Here is a 15,930-nt window from a genome sequence, read left to right on the forward strand (position 1 = left end):
AAGCGCTCGCGAGGGCGCTCGAACGACGCTACAGGAATTCCACTCCGTCGTGCCCTCGTCCCGCCCCTCCTCCCGCCCCTCCCCTGACCCCGCCCCGGAGGCCCCGCGCGGCGGTGTCCCCGGCGACGGCAGCCTCCGCAGCGACGGCGGCAGCGGCAGCGACGGCGGCGACGGTAGCAGCGGCAGCGGCGGCAGCCGCGACGGCGGCAGCCGCGACGGCGGCAGCGGTAGCAGTGGCAGCAGCGGCGACGGTGGCAGCGGCAGCAGCGGCGACGGTGGCAGCGGCAGCAGCGGCGACGGTGGCAGCGGCAACGGCAGCAGCGGCGACAGTGGCGCGCGGCGCGGCAAGCGGCGGCGCGCGGTGATCGCGGCGCTCGTCATCCTCCTCGCCGTCCTCGGCGCCGCCGTCGCTGCGCTCCTCGTGCTCGGTCCGCCCGCGATCCGCCGGCGCATCATCGCCGAAGCGCGCGCGCGCGGCGTCGCGCTGGAGCCGGGCGTCATCGACCTCGGCCTCGGCGCCGTCCGGCTGCGCGACGCGCGCTTCTCGCTGCTCGGGGTGCGCGGGCTCTCGGGCACTGTGGCGCGCGCCACGATCGAGCTGCGCGGGCTCTCGCCGGCCCGGATCGCGGCCGATGGCGTCGACATCACCCTCGTGGGGACCGACGCCCTGGAGGGCCTGCCAGCGTGGGTCGCCCAGCATGGCCCGCGCGCGGCGGCGCTGCCGCTCACGACGAGCCGCGTGCGCCTCGGCCTCCGGGATCGCGACGGCGGGCCCGAGGTCCTCGCGCTGGCCGACGGCTCCCTCCAGCGGCGCGCGGCCGCCTCCGGCCAGGGCGCCGCCGCGCCGCAGCCCGGCGCGCCGCAGCCCGAGGCCGGTGTCCTCAAGCAGGCGCGCGTGCTCGTCGCCGGCAAGGAGATCGCGCGCACCGACGTCGCGTGGTCGATCGGCGCGACCTCCATCTCCCTCGGCTTCGGCGGCGAGGACGTCGCCGCGGCGCCGCTCCGGGCCGAGCTCCGGCCGCGGCCCTCCCCGAGCGCCTCGATCGCGCTCGCGCCGGTTCCTCTCACCGCCGTCGGCGCGCTCCTCGGCGTCGACGTCGGCGCCGCGAAGATGATCGTGTCCGGCACGCTCGATCTGCGGCTCGCGGAGGGCGCGGATCGGACCGCCCTGTCCGAGGCGCCGCTCGAGGGCCCGATCGCGCTCACGGTGAAGGGCTTCACCCTGCCCCACCCGAAGGAGCTCGACGGGCTCCTCTTCGGCGACACCACGACCCTCAAGGCGGACGCGCGCATCTCGGGGGACCGCCAGCGCGTCGCGCTCGGCGGCGTCGAGGTCGCCGCCGGCGCGCTGAAGCTCACCGGCACGGGCACGATCCAGCGCGACGGCGCGGACGCCTCGATCGGCATGGATCTCTCCGGATCCATCCCGTGCTCGCTCCTGGCCGGCTCCGCCGCGATGTCGCACCTGACCGGCGCCGTGGGCCTGCTCGCGCGCGACCTGATGAGCCGCACGCTGGCGGGCTCGGTGGCGGTGCGAGCGCGCGTCGACGCGCGCGCGAGCCGGCTGACCGCCGCGCGCGTCACCCCGAGCGCGATCCTCCGCTGCAAGCTCCGCTTCTGACGTGGCCGGAGCTCGGCCGCGACCGGGACAGCGAACCGGATGAACACCCCTCGAGACGCCAGGGACGTCAAAAGGAGCAGAAATTTCTTCCCTTGGCGTCCCTGGCAGCTCCACTTCTTCTCCTCCGCGCACCGCTCTTGTCGCGCCCGCCACCGACGAGCGCGACGGAGATCGACCTCGTTTCACGGCCCGGCGCGTGGCTCCGCCCGAGCACAGCGAGGGCCAATGAAGGAAGAAGTGCGGAGGATCAGGGCGGAGGACGAAGGTCGATGTTGGTGACGAATTGACGCGATGAACAACGACGCGACGCGCGTCGAGCGCAGCGCGCTCGCTCGACGAGAGAGCGCCGCTCTGGCACCCTGATCGATGAGGAGCCCGCAATGCGCCCTGGAGCTCTCGCGCTCGCCGTCCGGATCACGTCGCTTCTCGGGGTCATGTCGCTCTTCAGCGCTGCCTGCAACGGAGGTCTCGGCTCCGGCATGATGGACGACGCCTCGGGCGGCGGAGGGGCAGCCGCGACGTCCTCGACCTCGGTCTCCTCCACGACGTCGGCTGGAAGCGGCGGCGCGGGCGGCGCGGGCGGCGGGGCCGCCGGGGCCGCCGGGGCCGCCGGGGCCGCCGGGGCCGCCGGGGCCGGAGAGGGCGGCGCGATCAGCGAAGAGGACTTCCCGCTCGATACGCACCCCGAGGGGCCGTGCCCGCCCGACATGGTGGAGGTCGAGGGATACTGCATCGATCGCTTCGAGGCGCCCAACGTGGAAGGCGCCCTGCCGCTCGTGATGGAGAGCGCTGTCTCGGCGCACGCCTGGTGCGAGGAGCGCGGCAAACGCCTCTGCACCGAGGACGAGTGGGACACGGCGTGCGAGGGACCCGAGGGGTTCATCTATCCGTACGGGAACACCCACGAAGCGGACCGCTGCAACGACGGCAAGACATGGAGAGCCCCCGACGAGGGCGCGCTCAACACATGGCCTTCCGAGGAGGCGGCGGCGGAGGTCGAGGCGCTCTACCAGGCCGAGCCGAGCGGCGCGCGCCCCGGGTGCGTGAGCGCCTTCGGCGTCCACGACATGACGGGGAGCGTCGAGGAGTGGGTGGTGCGCACCAAGTACCACGTCAACGAGTATCCCCACGTCCTCAAGGGCTGTTACTGGTCCGGGTGCTTTGGCGGCGCGAAGCCGCGGTGCGGCTCGACGAACCCGGCGCACGCGGACGGGTTCCGCTACTACGAGACGAGCTTCCGGTGCTGCCGCGACGTCCAGTGATCGGCGCTGCAGCCCCGTGCCGGCCCGCGCCGGGGCGGTTCATCGAAGCGGCGGCGCGCCGGGGGTGACGGGCGAGAGCCAGCCCGCGCGCGCCGCTCGTGGACGCGCGGCGGGCGAGCCCCACGATCCGCTTCCCCTCGGTCGCGCCGCGGGCTAGGGCACCGGGATACGGTGCTGACCCTAGCAAGAGAGCCACGCCCCGGCCTCGACCTCTTGAAGGACGCGATCGCCGCGTTCGGCGCCAAGGGGCGCGAGCGCGCCCGCCCGGACGACCTCGACGCGCGCGACCCGGCGTTCATCGCCCGCGTGCTCCCGCTGCTCGGCCTCCTCTACGACGACTACTTCCGGTGCGAGACCGAGTTCGAAGCGGACCTGCCCGACGGCCCCTTCCTCGCCGTCAGCAACCACAACGCGATGACGGGAATGCCGGACATGTACTGCCACATGACGGCGTTCTGGCGCCGCTATGGGCCCTCGCGCCCGGCCTACGGGCTCATGCACGACCTGCCGTTCAACGTCCCGAAGGCCGGCCCCTGGCTCAACGCCTGCGGCGCCATCGCCGCGAGCCCGGAGAACGCGCGGCGGGCGCTCGCCCGGGGCGCGGCGGTGCTGGTCTTCCCCGGCGGCGATCTCGACGCGTGCAAGCCCACGTCGGAGCAGTACACGATCCGCTTCGGCCGGCGCCGCGGCTTCGTCCGGCTCGCCATCCGCGAGGGCGTGCCGATCGTGCCGATCGTGAGCGTGGGCGCGCACCAGTCGCTCTACATCGCCACGGACGGGCGCAGGCTCGCCGAGTGGCTCCGCCTCCCCCAGCTCGCGCGCTCGAACGTCGCGCCGCTCGGCCTCGCGCTTCCGTGGGGCCTCATCGTCGGCGTCCCGATCCCCCATGTGCCCCTCCCGGTGAAGATCCATACGCGGATGCTCCGCCCGGTGCACCTCGGGCTCCCGAGGGAAGCTGCCAGCGACCCGGACGTGGTCGAGCGCGCGTTCGCGCGGATCGTCGCGCGCATGCAGGCCGGGCTGGACGAGCTCCGGGCGGCGGGCAGGCACGGCCTCTTCCCGCGCGGCTGCCAGCGAGCCACAGGTTGACGGGAAAACCACGGAAGGATAGCAACGTGATGGCGTCCCGAGAGCGCGCGTGGCGCCGGAGGCGGTGATGACGCCTGGTTTCACGCGGCTGGCTCGCGCTCCAGCGCTGACACGCGGTCACGCCGCGCCGGAATCCGCCGGCGGACGATAAAGGGCGCTGGCCCTCGCGCGGCTCTCGGAAAACCGAGTCCATTCATGTAGGCTTGGGCGCCAGCCGTGAACCCCGACCGCACCGCGCAGCTGCTCGCACCGGTGGCCCAGCCCGGAGAGCTCATCGCGGCCAAGTACCGCGTCGAGCGGGTCGTGGCGATCGGCGGAATGGGGGTCGTGCTCGCCGCGCGCAACGAGGATCTCGACCAGAAGGTCGCCATCAAGATCCTGCGCCAGGACGCCCTCGCGAACCAGGAGGCCGTGGCGCGCTTCCTGCGGGAGGCCCGGACGGCGGCGCGCCTGCAGGGCGAGCACGTCGCGCGCGTGTTCGACGTCGGCACGACGGAGAGCGGCGTGCCGTTCATGGTGATGGAGTTCCTGAGCGGGCTCGATCTCCAGCAGGTCATCGACACCCACGGCCCGCTGCCCATCCAGGATGCGGTCGACTACGTGTTGCAGGCGCTCGAGGCGGTGGCCGAGGCGCACGCGGCCGGCGTCGTGCACCGGGACATCAAGCCTTCGAATCTGTTCCTGGCCGAGCACGCGGACGGGACACGGCACATCAAGGTGCTCGATTTCGGCATCTCGAAGGGCCAAGGCCTCGACTCGCCCGCGGAGCCGGGCCTCACGTCGACGAAGCAGGTGATGGGGTCGCCCGGGTACATGTCGCCCGAGCAGATGATGGCGCCGAGGACCGTCGACGGGCGCGCCGACGTGTGGTCGTTCGGTGTGCTGCTGTACACGCTCGTCACGGGCGAGCCGCCGTTCCAGGGCGAGACGGTCGCCGCGGTGATGGCGAACATCCTGCACCAGCCCGTGCCGCGGCTGCGCGACAGGCGGAGCGACGCGCCCGCCATGCTGGAGCGCATCGTCGCGCGCTGCCTGGAGCGCGACGTGAGCGCGCGCTACGCCAACGTCGCCAAGCTGGCGCAGGCCCTCGATCCGCTCGGGTCGAGCTTCGCGAAGCTCTCGACCTCGCGCATCCAGAGCGCGATCGGCGCGGCGTCGCCGGCCGGGCAGACGCTGCTCAACTCGAAGGCCGCCGAGGACAGCGACCGGCTGTCCGGCGCGTCGTGGTCGCACACGAGCTATCGCCGCAGGTCGCGGCGCCGGCTGCTCGTGGCCGCCGGCGTGGCCGCGCTGCTCGCCGGCGCGGCCGGCGCGGGCGCGTGGCTCGTCGGGGGCGGTCGCGTGGCGCCGCCAGCGCCGAGCTCAGCGGCGGCGCGCGAGCCCGATCGCGCGGGCAGCGCCGGCGGCGACGCGCTCGCCCCCGCGCCGTTCGCGCCGAGCGCGGCGCCCGTGCTCACCGCCGCCACGGCCGCGGCGAGCCCGGCGGCGCCGCTGGCCCCTGCGCCGAGCGCGGCGCACGCGGGCAACACCGCGCCCAGCGCGCGGCCGCGGGCGACCGCGTCCGGAGCGCCGCTCAGGCCAGGCGCCCAGCCGAAGCCGACGATTTCGACCAGCGAGGACGATATGTTGAGGAGCCGCCATTGAGACCGTCACGAGCGCGACACGCGGGCGCATGGCTCGCGCTGCTCTCCGGGATGTGCATGACCTCGCCGCTGCGAGCCCAGCCGACCCCGTCCGACAAGGCCCTCGCGGAGGGGCTGTTCCAGGACGGCAAGAAGCTCATGGACGAGGGCAAGCTCCCCGAGGCGTGCCCCAAGCTGGCCGAGAGCCAGCGCGTGGATCCCACCGTCGGGACGCTGCTCAACCTCGCGGTCTGCCACGAGAAGGAGGGCAAGACAGCGAGCGCGTGGGCCGAGTTCAAGGAGGCGTCCGCGCTCGCGGCGAGCGCCGGGCAGCAGGATCGCGCCCAGTTCGCGGCCAAGCGCGGGTCCGAGCTGGAAGCCCGGCTGACGCGCCTCGTCCTGGAGGTCGCGCAGCCGGCGCCGGGCATGGCGATCACGCTGAACGGCAAGGAGCTCAGCGCGACAGCGGCCACCGGCTCGGGTATCCCCGTCGATCCGGGCACGGCGACGGTCGAGGCCAGGGCGCCGGGCAAGCAGCCCTGGTCGCAGCAGGTGACGCTCGATCCCGGGCCGAGCACGGCGCGGGTGACCATCCCGCCGCTCGCGGGCGTCGCCGCGCCGGAGCCGCCCAGGGCTGCTCCCCCTGCCCCGCCGCGCCCGGCGCCGCCGGCTCGGCCCGAGGCGCGGGGCCCCGAGGGGACGGGCAGCCCGATGCGCGCGCTCGGCTTCGTCGCCGGCGGCGTCGGGCTCGCCGGGATCGGCGTGGGCGCGGTGTTCGGCGTCCTGACGGTGCAGAAGGCCAGCGACGTCGAGGAGGGCTGCAGCGGCAACTTCCGCTGCAGCCGGGCGGACGTCGAGGCGAACGAGAGCGCTCGGACGACCGCGATGGTCTCGAACATCGCGGTCGGGGCCGGGCTCTTGTGCCTCGGGGCCGGCGTCGCGATGGTGCTGTTGTCCCCGTCGCCAGAGAGGGCTGTCGCGGGCGAGCGGGTCTGGGTCGCGCCGAGCGTCGCTTCGGACGGGGGGCGCGTGGTGCTCGGAGGCCAGTGGTGATGCGAAGCTCGAAGAGTTCTGCCGTGACGCTCGCGCTCGCCGCGCTCGCGCCCGCCCTCCACGGCTGCGCGCAGATCGCGGGGCTCGAGGATCGCGAGGTGATCCCGGTCCTCACGATCGCGAGCAACCAGGCGGAGCCGCGCGGCATCGCGCTCGACGAGGAGGTGATCTACTGGACCAACGGGAGGAGCGGCGGGGCCCAGGGGAGCGCGACGGGCGGAGCGCTCCGGATGCAGATCAAGGATGACCCGGCGGTCATCGACCTGCTCGCTCCTTCGAGCGAGGCGCCCGCGGTCATCGCGCTGGACGCGACGCACATCTACTGGTCGAGCACCGACACGGGGTTCGAGGGCGAGTGCGAGGGCGGCTCAGGGGAGCGCGACAAGCTGTGGAGGCTGCCGAAGGAAGGGCGGTTTCCGGCTGCCGGCGGGGAATTGCTGTGGGGTAGCTGCGGCGCCGTCGAGGAGCTCGCGCTGAACGCCGACAACATCTACAGCGCTCGGCCCAGCGCGGAGCGCATCACCTGGATCCCCAAGGCAGGCGGCAACCGGAAGGATCTCACGGAAGGCGGCGAGCCCTTCGGCGTCGCGGCCGACGGCGCCCGCGTCTACTGGACCGACCACGGGCGCAACGAGATCTTCTTCGACGACACGAGCGACAGCGCCCCCGGAGAGCCGCTGGTCACCGACCTCGAGGAAGCGCCGAGCCTGCTCGCGCTGGACGAAGCCAACCTCTACTGGCTCACCCAGAGCGGCGTCATGCGGTATCCGCGGAGCGGAGGAGACGTCCCGGTGCCCCTCCTCGCAGGGCTGTCGAGCCCACCGACGGGGCTCGCCGCCCACGGAGACTACCTCTATGTCACCGTCAGGGCGGCGGGGAGCGTCCACCGGATCCGCAAGGACGGCACCGCCGAGCCGGAGGAGATCGCGTCGCGCCAGGGGGGCCCGACGGGCATCGCCGCGGACAGGACGGGCGCGTACTGGACGAACAGCGACTCGGGAGAGATCGTCCGGTTCACCGACGAGTGACGCGCAGCCGCCGGTCAGGCGGCCGGGGCGCTCGGCGTCCCGGGCTCAATCGATCTGCAGGTGATAGTGGGGCGGCCGCGACTCCTCGAGCGCGAGCACGCCGCCGACCTCCTCGACGCCATCGAGAAAGGCGCGCTTCTCCGCCGGCGTCATGTCCCGGTTCCGGATGTCGACCGCGCCCTCCCGGAGGTGCGCCGAGATGAACACGCCGCGGTCGATCTGGGCGCGGATCACCTGCTCGAGGGCCGCGATCAGCGCCTCCGGGGGCTGCTCGGTCGAGAGCCCCTCCTCGTAGGCGCTCATGATCTCGCGCGCCGCCGCCTTGTCCTTGTAGAGGCCGAGGACGTCGGCGCCATGTCGGAACAGCTCGTGCATTGCCTCGGCCTGCCGCGCCGGGTCCCGCGTGCCGCTCGTGATGACGAGCTCCTTTCCGGTCCGGCGGAAGTAGGCGCTGGCGATCTCCGCGACCTTCTCTTCCACCGCGGGCGCGAGGGCGATGCCGGGCAGGAGCACATAACGGCGCTCCTCGTCCGGATCCGCCGACGCCGCGCGCCGCAGCGGCGCGAGCGCCGGCGGGACGGCCCCGGGCGGCTCGTCCTCGTCGATCTCCGGGACCTGCAGCGAGAGCACCCTGGCCGCGGGGCCATCGGGGACCCAGAAGTTGAGCCCCACCTGCTCGATGGGAGCGCGGGAGACCAGCGGCGAGCGCGCGGGGAGCTCGGGCGCTGCCGCGGCGCGGGAGACGCAACCTCCCGCGGCGAGAGCGAGGACGAGGACGGCGGCGCGGCGGGCGCGCGGGAGGAGAGACGGGCGCGAGCGCAACATGCGATCCACGGGGCGCCTCCTACTTCGTGATCGTGAACGAGGCGCGCGCGAGCTCCCTGCCCGCCGCGTCGCTGACCACCACCGACCAGAGCCCCGCCGCGCGCGCCTTCCGCGTGGCCGCCCACGTACGAAACCGCCGCTGCGCGCCGACCGCGAGGGGGATGCGCAGCGGCGCGCTCCCGTCAGGCGGCGTGAAGGCGACGGTGATCTCCGAGGCGGCCCGGTCCTTGTTGGCGAGCTCGACGAAGGCATAGATGCGGTCGATCTCCGCGCTCGCGAACGAGGTCGCCGGCTCGAGCGGCTCGCGACCGGCGATGCCCCGCGAGACGACGAGCCGCACCACCTGGAGCTCGGGCGCCGCGACGGCGCGCTCTTCAGCGACACCGCCCGGCGCCGCGCGCCCCGAGCCGTCCGCGACCGATCCCGACCTGCGACGCCGCTCTCGCCCCGCGCCGCGGGTCGACGCGGTCGCCCCGTCGCGGCGGTCTGCGTCGCTGCGGCCCTCGTCCGCGGCGGCGCCGCCGACGAGCGCCGGCGCGTCGCCTTCGTCCCTGGGCGCAGCCGCGCTCGCCTCCCCCTCGGCGCCGCCGCCTGGCCTCCCCTGGGCCGCGCGGCTCAGCGCCGGAGGCTCCTCGCGGGCGATCCGGGCGACGGCATCGCTCGGGTCACTGCAACCGAGCCACGCGGGCGCCCCGCCGAGAGCAGCGGCTGCGAGCGCCAGGACCATGGTTTTCCGCTTCGTTCCCCGGGTGTTCACACCGACGAGGTGCCACGATTCAGCGGAGGGGGCGAAAAAACTACAACCCCGGCAGCAGCCAGGAGACCCGTCGCCCCTGCCCATCGCAGGGCATGGAGCCGGCGTCGTGCAGCAAGAAAGAAGCTCGGGAGCGGCGCCGCCAGGTCGCGGCGGCCCTGGTCAACGCTTCGGACGGGAGCGGCGCGGAATGTTGGTCAACTCACTATCTTGCGAGGGACCGAAGTTCGTGATGGCGCTGTCTTCGATCATCAGGATGAGCAGCCCTCCGCTCGCGCCTCGTGCCGTCGTCGCCCGGGACCCCTGCGTTGTCTCCCGTGGCGCGTGGTACGAGCTGTCCGCTGCGATCTGCTTCATCTCCAACTCCTTGCAACACTTCAGTCTGGCTGTCACGCCCCGGCTGGCTGAGCCGTCCTGCACTTCCGTGCACGGTGTCCGGGGCTGGAAACTGGCCTGGGCGCGAAAACGCCAATGCTCGCAGAATAGTCACGGCTTCGACTGAAAATCATCATGAAAGAGGTCTTTCTCGACGATTTCTGTCCGGTGCTGCTCCAGTCCGCTTTTTCGAGTCCGCTTTTTCAGGTCCCGCTGGGCGCGAGGACGCTTCTCGCCTTCTCGCTCCCTGGCCCAGGCGCTGTGGCGAGTGCCCGTGGCGACGTGAAGCGCGGCGCAGCGTAAAGCGTGATGGCCGGAGTTTCAACGGGACGCCCTGAACACTGAACGCAGGTTCCGTGCTTTATTCATCGGCTCCGGGCAGGGCGGCTGAGCGGCGCTCCCGAAGCCGGGGAGGCGGCGCTCGCCGGGAGCGCTTCAGCGGCGGCCGAAGCCAGCCAGCTGGCGGGCGGCGGCCACCACCTCGTCGCAATCGACGCAGCGCAGGACCCCGTCGACCAGCTCCATGCTGCCCAGGCTGCCGCACTCGGGACAGCGGTTGGCGAGCTGGTGCTTGCTCTCCTCGCAGAGTCGGTTCGTCTCCGCCTCGGCCTCCGCCTCGGTGCGGAAGATCTCGGCCGGCGTGCGGGCGTCGCGCTTTCGGTCATCCATGGCGCGCAAGCTACCACGGGCGCCAAGCCGGCCACGAGCGCCACGCCACCCGGCGCGCCGGTGCTCGCGGCGAACAAGGACGTGCGCAACCACGCAGCGCTCGCCCTATCAAGCTGAGCTCACCGCATCGAGCTCACCGCACCGACTCGATCAGGCCCCGGAACGCCGAGCGCGCCGACTGCACCGTCTCGTCCGGGCCGACCATCCTGAAGAACCAGTTTCCGCGATCGGGCGTCCTCACCGCCGCGCCGAGGAGCCGGTAGCCTTCCTTCACCATCTCGACGGAGGCTCGCTTGCGGGCGCCCGCCTTCGGCCCGAGCGCGATCGTGTAGGTGCCCGCCACCTCGACCGTCTCGACCCGCATGCCGCGAACCTCGAACGACTCGCGCCTGGCCTTCGCCCCGACGTCGCCATCGAACTGCGCGAACCACTCCTGGAAGTTCGCCTCGACGTCTCCCCTGTTCCCCAGGCCGAACGAGAGGACCTGCACCTCGACGTCCTCCTTGTCGTTCCCTGCCCTGGGCACCTTGTAGAGGGCCTTGCGCGGGCCGGCGCGCGGCACGTCGAGCGCCGCCCAGCTCCCCGGGACATCCCACGCGAGCGGCGCGGCGGCGGGCGCGCCGGAGGCGGCCGGCGGCGGCGACGGCTCGGGCTCCGGCGCGCTCCGCGAGCAGGCCGGGACCACGAGCGCCACGAGCGCCACGAGCGCTGCTCGAGCGAGCGGCGCCTGACGTAGGAGCATGAGGCCAGATCTACCACCACGTCCTCCACCGAGGCGCTGGAATTCGATACCCCGCCGGGCGAGAAACCGCGATCCTCTCGTCGAGCCACGATCTCCGCGGGGGCCGCGATCCTGAAGCAGCGCGGAGGGGCAGAGGGCGAAGGGGCAAAGAGGAGCCGTGTCCTCTGCGCCTCCGCGCTCGATGCGATGCGGCGCCGCGGCGGTGCGGAGGGGCGCCGGAGGGGACCGGCGGCGAGCCGGACGCGGAATCGGGTGTAAGCCCTCGGCCCTGCTCGCACGTAGAAGAGACGCCCCGGCCAGGGAGAGGAGACGGCGCATGGATCAGATCGGCGAGTACCTCGTTCGACGCCTCGTCGGCGAGGGGGGGATGGGCAAGGTCTACGAGGGCGAGGAGCGCCTGTCGCGCCGGCGCGTCGCGCTGAAGGTGCTGCGCCCGGAGCTCGCCCGGAGCGAGCAGGGACGGCGCCTCTTCCTGAACGAGATGCAGATCCTCGCGCACCTGGAGCACCCGAACATCGTCCGGAGCCTCGCCAGCATCGAGGCCTCCGGCGAGCTCGTGATGGTGCTCGAGTACCTGGACGGCCAGACGCTGCGCTCCGTCCTCGGCGCCGCCGGCCGCCTCCCCTGGCCGGAAGCGGTGCGGATCACGGCCGGCGTGGCGAGCGCGCTCGCGGCGGCCCACGGGCAAGCGCCGCCCGTGATCCACCGCGATCTCAAGCCCGAGAACATCATGGTGCAGAAGGACGGCGGCGTGAAGGTGATGGACTTCGGCATCGCCAAGGTCGTCGAGGCGATGAACCAGACCAACACGCAGAGCGTCGGCACCCTGCAGTACATGAGCCCGGAGCAGATCGACGCGCGCTCCATCGATCACCGGTCGGACCTCTACTGCCTCGGGCTCATCCTCTACGAGGCCCTCACGGGGCGCCCGCCGTTCCAGTCGGCCTCGCCGCGCGAGCTGCTCAACCTGCAGTGCACGGCGGAGCCGCCGCCGCTCGATGACGACGTGCGGAGCGGGCTGCCCCGCGGCGTCGAGCAGCTCCTCTTCCAGCTGCTCGAGAAGGCCCCCGAGGATCGACCGTACCTCGCGCAGGACATCGTGGACCGCCTGGAGCCGTTCCAGACAGCAGGGAGCACGCCGCAGCGAACCGCCGGCGGGGAGCGCGCGGCGACGGCGAGCGCCCCGCACCGCGCGCGCGATCAGGAGCGGGTGAGCGCGCCGCACCGCGCCGGCGACCAGGAACGGGTGAGCGCGCCGCACCGCGCCGGCGACCAGGAACGGGTGAGCAGGCCGCATCGCGCCGGCGACCAGGAACGGCCGAGCGGGCCGGGAGGGGCGCGCATCACCGGCGCGTCGGGCGCGCCGCGCACCGACACGATCGCGCTCGTCGAGCAGATCGACCGGACACGCGACGTGCCGGGCCGGCTCGCGATCGCGATCATCGTGACGCTGTCGGCGCTCGCCGGGCTCGGGACCTGCGCGCTGCGCTCTTCGGACGGCGCGCCGGAGCCGCCCGCCAGCGCCGCGACGCCGGCGCCGCCGGTGAGGGCGCGGTGAGGCGAGCGTCGCCAGAGCAGGCTGGCTACACGGAAGGCGCGCCCCTGCCGGCCATGGGGTGCGCCGCGCGGTCGCGCTGCGGCGCTGCGGAAGAGCTGTGGCGGCTCGGCGAGCCCGACCAGGGCGGCCCGGCAGGGCCGGAGCACGAGGCCGTCGCGACGCGCCTCCTGTCGCTCGGAAGCGCGGGCGTCGGCGGCTTCATCGACGGCGCCATCGCCGCGCCGGCCGACGGCGACGCGCCGGCCGACGGCGAGCGCGGCGACGCGCCGCGCCCTCGGTCGGCGCGCGTCTGGCTCGTGCGGAGGCTCGCGGGCGCTTCCCTGTCGGACCGGATGCGCGCTCGGCGCGGGCCCTTTCCGTTCGAGGAGGCGCTCCGGCTCGCCGTCCCGCTCGCCCGCGCGCTCGCCGCGTGCGAGCAGGCCAGCCTGTTCCCTGGTCCGCTCTCGCCCGACGCGGTGCTCGTGGACGACGCTGGCGGGGTGACGCTGCCCGCGAGCGGGCTCGTGGCGGCGCTCGTCGGGGCACAGGCGGGCCGCGGGGCTGCCTCGGAGCCGCGCGCCGAGGGGGCGCGCGCGTCCTCGGCGGTCCCGCCGCTCTGGACGCCCCCCGCGCAGGCCGACGGCGCGCTCTGGGACAGCGCCGCGAACCGCTACGCGCTCGGCCTCGTGCTCTACCGCCTGCTCGCGGGAGAGCACCCGTTCGCGGGCGCCGGCCTGCGGCACGCGCTCGGCGAGGCCGCACACAGCGAGCCGCCGCCGTTCATCGAGGGCGTGGCGACCTCGCTCCCCGCCGGCCTCCAGGGCTACGCCCTGCGGCTGCTCCATCCGGACCCCGCGCGGCGGCCGCCGCGCGCCGAGGCGATCGCGGACGCGCTGAGCGGGTTCCTCGACGAGCCCCCGGCGGCGCGGCCGGCGCACGTCGCCCCGGCGTCCCGGCGCGCCGACGCGTCGAAAGAGGCCAGCGCCGCGACGGCAGCCAGGACCAGCGCCGCGGCGGCAGAGGCCACGACCGCCGCGGCGACGCGCGGGCGCGAGCCCGGAGACCGCGCGCAAGCCGGGCGGCCGCCGCGCCGGCGGGACGAGCGCGCCGGCACGGCATCGCGGCTGTGGCAGCTCGCGCCGCTCGGCGCCGGCGCGCTCGTCGCGTCGGCCGCGCTGGCCGCGCTCGCGCTGCCGCGGGCCGCGCCCGAGCGGGCGGCGCCGCGGGCGGTCGCCGTGGCGCCGGTCGCGCCGCTCGCAGGGCCGCAGACGGCGGCGGAGGACTGCGCCGCGTGCCACGGCCGCCAGGCGTCGGAGTGGCGCCGCTCCGTGATGGCGCACTCGGTGAAGAGCCCGCTCTTCAACGCGCTGGAGAGCCTCATCCAGGAGCAGGCCGGGCGCACCGCCGATTGCCCGAACGGCGCGGGCATCCTCCGCAAGGCCGACCCCGCGCGCGCGTGCCGCGACGGGCGCAGCGGCGTCGCCGTGACCGGCTCGGGCGGCGAGCACTGGTGCGTCAACTGCCACAGCCCGGCGGAGAACCTCGACGCGGCCATGCCGGCGTGGGACGGCCGCCCCGGCGGCGATCCCCGCACGCGCCTGCCCGTGCGCGACCTGCTCACCCGCCGCGGGATGGAGGGGATCTCCTGTGCCTTCTGCCACCAGGTGCACGGTCCGGTCGGCCCGCGCGGGCGCGCTGGCTACCAGGGCAACCCGACGTGGACGTCCTTCACGACCGGCGCCGTCTTCGCGGCGCGCCCCGAGGACGCGCGGGGTCTCTTCGGGATCGCGAACAGCGGTTACGACCTTCGCCCCGAGGAGCTCCTGCTCGCCGCAGGCCAGCGCGGGGACCGGCGCTTCGTGACTTCGGCGGACCGGCCGGCGAGCGCCGACGACCCCGTCGTGCACGGCCGACCGTCGGCGGCCGCGAAGGCCTACCTGCGCTCGAGCGAGTTCTGCGGGGCCTGCCACGACGTGCGCCTCTTCGGCACCGACAGCCTCGCTGGCGCGCGGGGCGAGCACTTCAAGCGCCTGCGCAACGCCTACACCGAGTGGTCGGACTGGGCGCGATCCGAGGAGCGCGCGGGCCGCCGCGCGGCCAGCTGCCAGGACTGCCACATGAGCACCTACCCTGGCGTGTGCGAGGCGGCGCCGGCGACGGGCGCCGCGCAGGCGTCGGCGGGAGATCCGGAGTGCCCGCCCGGAACGCACTTCGCCCCCCGCCCGCCCGGCACGCTGCCGCGGGGCCGGGTCGCCGACCACTCCACCGCTCCGGCCGACGTCGTGACCCACTACTTCTCCGGCGTGGATGTGCCGCTGTCGGACGAGTTCCCCGAGGCGCTCATCGACGAGCCCTCGCTCGACGTGCACGGCATCCCCGCGGGCGCGCGCCGCCGCCGCGACCTGCTCCTCCGCCACACGTTCCGCTTCGAGCTCGGCGCCGCGCGGCGCGCGGGCGGGGACCGCATCGAGATCCCGATCGAGATCGAGAACACCGGCGCCGGGCACAAGGTGCCGGCTGGCTTCAGCCAGGAGCGCGAGTTCTGGGTCCACCTCGTGGTGAGGGACGGAGATGGGCGGGTGATCTACGAGGTTGGCCGCGTCGACCGCGCCGAGGAGGACCTCAAAGACAAGGTGTTCGCCCGGGTGAACACCAACCCGGACGCCAATCACCCCTTCAGGGCGGAGGGCGCATCAGGGGGGTTGTTCGGCGCCGACGTGCGCGACGGCCCGGATGTCCCTCTCTGGAATCCACCGCCACGGCTCGGCGGCACGTCGTTCCGGGGGCGAGGGCTCATCAACTTCCAGAACGGATTTTTACGCTGTGTCCGCTGCATCGGCGTGGTGGACGCGGCCGGCGTCTGCCAGCCCGGGCCCGGCCAGGGGCTGCACCACGCCGACCGGTTCGCGGACGGCGACTACGACGCTGACACCGGGGCATGCGGCTCGAACCTCACGGGGCAGAACGCCTTTCTGGAGATCTATTTCCCTGTCGGCGCGCTGGACGCGAGCCGCGGAGGCGTCAGGGGGCCGGACGCGATCATCGACACGCGCTCCGTGCCGCCCGGCGTGCCGATCCGGTACACGTACGAGCTCGCGGCCGGCAATCGGCGCGGCCCGCTCCGGGCCGAGGCGAGGCTGCTCTTCCGGGCGTTTCCCCCGTTCCTGATCCGCGCCTTCGCGGCCTACGAGCGGGAGCAGGCGCGGCGCGGCCTCAGGCCGAGCGGCCCGCTGGTCACCGAGTCGATGCTCGAGCGGCTCGAGATCGTCGAGCTCGCCCGGGCAGAGGCCGAGATCCGCTGAGTCGAGGTCACCGCGATGGAGCACTCGGGTAGACAACAGGCCGCTCGACGC

At 74.1% G+C, this 15,930-nt stretch carries 13 protein-coding genes; 8 read left to right on the forward strand and 5 right to left on the reverse strand.

Annotated features, from left to right (window positions below; genetic code table 11):
• The first annotated feature begins 49 nt into the window (after positions 1-49).
• From WME89_RS27390 to WME89_RS27415, 6 genes are all read left to right on the forward strand, one after another.
• On the forward strand, positions 50-1,621 hold the full coding sequence (locus WME89_RS27390) for a hypothetical protein (RefSeq protein WP_438002660.1): 1,572 nt from the start codon (positions 50-52) through the stop codon (positions 1,619-1,621).
• Between the two features lie 380 nt (positions 1,622-2,001).
• Positions 2,002-2,883, forward strand: a complete 882-nt coding sequence (locus tag WME89_RS27395; protein ID WP_438002661.1) for a formylglycine-generating enzyme family protein — start codon at positions 2,002-2,004, stop codon at positions 2,881-2,883.
• Between the two features lie 171 nt (positions 2,884-3,054).
• Complete coding sequence (locus WME89_RS27400; RefSeq protein WP_438002662.1) at positions 3,055-3,972, forward strand: 1-acyl-sn-glycerol-3-phosphate acyltransferase; 918 nt, start codon at positions 3,055-3,057, stop codon at positions 3,970-3,972.
• A gap of 216 nt (positions 3,973-4,188) precedes the next feature.
• Complete coding sequence (locus tag WME89_RS27405; protein ID WP_438002663.1) at positions 4,189-5,616, forward strand: serine/threonine-protein kinase; 1,428 nt, start codon at positions 4,189-4,191, stop codon at positions 5,614-5,616.
• Positions 5,613-6,647: a hypothetical protein gene (locus WME89_RS27410; RefSeq protein ID WP_438002664.1), complete on the forward strand. Its 1,035-nt coding sequence runs from the start codon at positions 5,613-5,615 to the stop codon at positions 6,645-6,647. The genes WME89_RS27405 and WME89_RS27410 overlap by 4 nt, the downstream gene beginning before the upstream one ends.
• Before the next feature lie 23 nt (positions 6,648-6,670).
• A complete protein-coding gene (locus WME89_RS27415; protein WP_438002665.1) occupies positions 6,671-7,675 on the forward strand; it encodes a hypothetical protein in 1,005 nt (334 codons plus the stop codon).
• A gap of 45 nt (positions 7,676-7,720) precedes the next feature.
• Here WME89_RS27415 and WME89_RS27420 read toward each other — a convergent pair whose 3' ends face one another.
• The 5 genes from WME89_RS27420 to WME89_RS27440 all read right to left on the reverse strand — a co-directional run bounded on the left by WME89_RS27420 (position 7,721) and on the right by WME89_RS27440 (position 11,040).
• The gene (locus WME89_RS27420; RefSeq protein ID WP_438011978.1) at positions 7,721-8,500 is read right to left on the reverse strand and encodes a hypothetical protein; all 780 of its coding nucleotides are present in this window, start codon (positions 8,498-8,500) and stop codon (positions 7,721-7,723) included.
• Between the two features lie 19 nt (positions 8,501-8,519).
• Positions 8,520-9,227 (reverse strand): DUF2914 domain-containing protein, encoded by a 708-nt coding sequence (locus WME89_RS27425; RefSeq protein ID WP_438002666.1) that lies wholly within the window; start codon positions 9,225-9,227, stop codon positions 8,520-8,522.
• 189 nt (positions 9,228-9,416) lie between these two features.
• Complete coding sequence (locus WME89_RS27430; protein ID WP_437617570.1) at positions 9,417-9,611, reverse strand: hypothetical protein; 195 nt, start codon at positions 9,609-9,611, stop codon at positions 9,417-9,419.
• Between the two features lie 453 nt (positions 9,612-10,064).
• The gene (locus tag WME89_RS27435) at positions 10,065-10,298 is read right to left on the reverse strand and encodes a hypothetical protein (protein ID WP_437496631.1); all 234 of its coding nucleotides are present in this window, start codon (positions 10,296-10,298) and stop codon (positions 10,065-10,067) included.
• A 133-nt stretch (positions 10,299-10,431) separates the two neighbouring features.
• Positions 10,432-11,040 carry a hypothetical protein gene (locus tag WME89_RS27440; protein WP_438002667.1) on the reverse strand — a complete coding sequence of 203 codons (609 nt, stop codon included), beginning with the start codon at positions 11,038-11,040 and terminating at the stop codon, positions 10,432-10,434.
• 316 nt (positions 11,041-11,356) lie between these two features.
• Between WME89_RS27440 and WME89_RS27445 the strand changes: the two genes are divergently transcribed.
• A complete protein-coding gene (locus WME89_RS27445) occupies positions 11,357-12,598 on the forward strand; it encodes a serine/threonine protein kinase (RefSeq protein ID WP_438002668.1) in 1,242 nt (413 codons plus the stop codon).
• Positions 12,595-15,879 carry a hypothetical protein gene (locus WME89_RS27450; RefSeq protein ID WP_438002669.1) on the forward strand — a complete coding sequence of 1,095 codons (3,285 nt, stop codon included), beginning with the start codon at positions 12,595-12,597 and terminating at the stop codon, positions 15,877-15,879. Before WME89_RS27445 ends, WME89_RS27450 begins: the two co-directional genes overlap by 4 nt.
• Positions 15,880-15,930 lie beyond the last annotated feature (51 nt).

This window comes from Sorangium sp. So ce321 (genome assembly GCF_051530195.1).
Classification (GTDB): domain Bacteria; phylum Myxococcota_A; class Polyangia; order Polyangiales; family Polyangiaceae; genus Sorangium.

Excerpts from the sequence above, each read along its gene's own strand:
- WME89_RS27395 (WP_438002661.1), top strand. The coding sequence starts at position 2,002 with ATGCGCCCTGGAGCTCTCGCGCTCGCCGTCCGGATCACGTCGCTTCTC.
- WME89_RS27420 (WP_438011978.1), bottom strand. The coding sequence starts at position 8,500 with ATGTTGCGCTCGCGCCCGTCTCTCCTCCCGCGCGCCCGCCGCGCCGCC.
- WME89_RS27425 (WP_438002666.1), bottom strand. The coding sequence starts at position 9,227 with ATGGTCCTGGCGCTCGCAGCCGCTGCTCTCGGCGGGGCGCCCGCGTGG.
- WME89_RS27430 (WP_437617570.1), bottom strand. The coding sequence starts at position 9,611 with ATGAAGCAGATCGCAGCGGACAGCTCGTACCACGCGCCACGGGAGACA.
- WME89_RS27435 (WP_437496631.1), bottom strand. The coding sequence starts at position 10,298 with ATGGATGACCGAAAGCGCGACGCCCGCACGCCGGCCGAGATCTTCCGC.
- WME89_RS27440 (WP_438002667.1), bottom strand. The coding sequence starts at position 11,040 with ATGCTCCTACGTCAGGCGCCGCTCGCTCGAGCAGCGCTCGTGGCGCTC.
- WME89_RS27445 (WP_438002668.1), top strand. The coding sequence starts at position 11,357 with ATGGATCAGATCGGCGAGTACCTCGTTCGACGCCTCGTCGGCGAGGGG.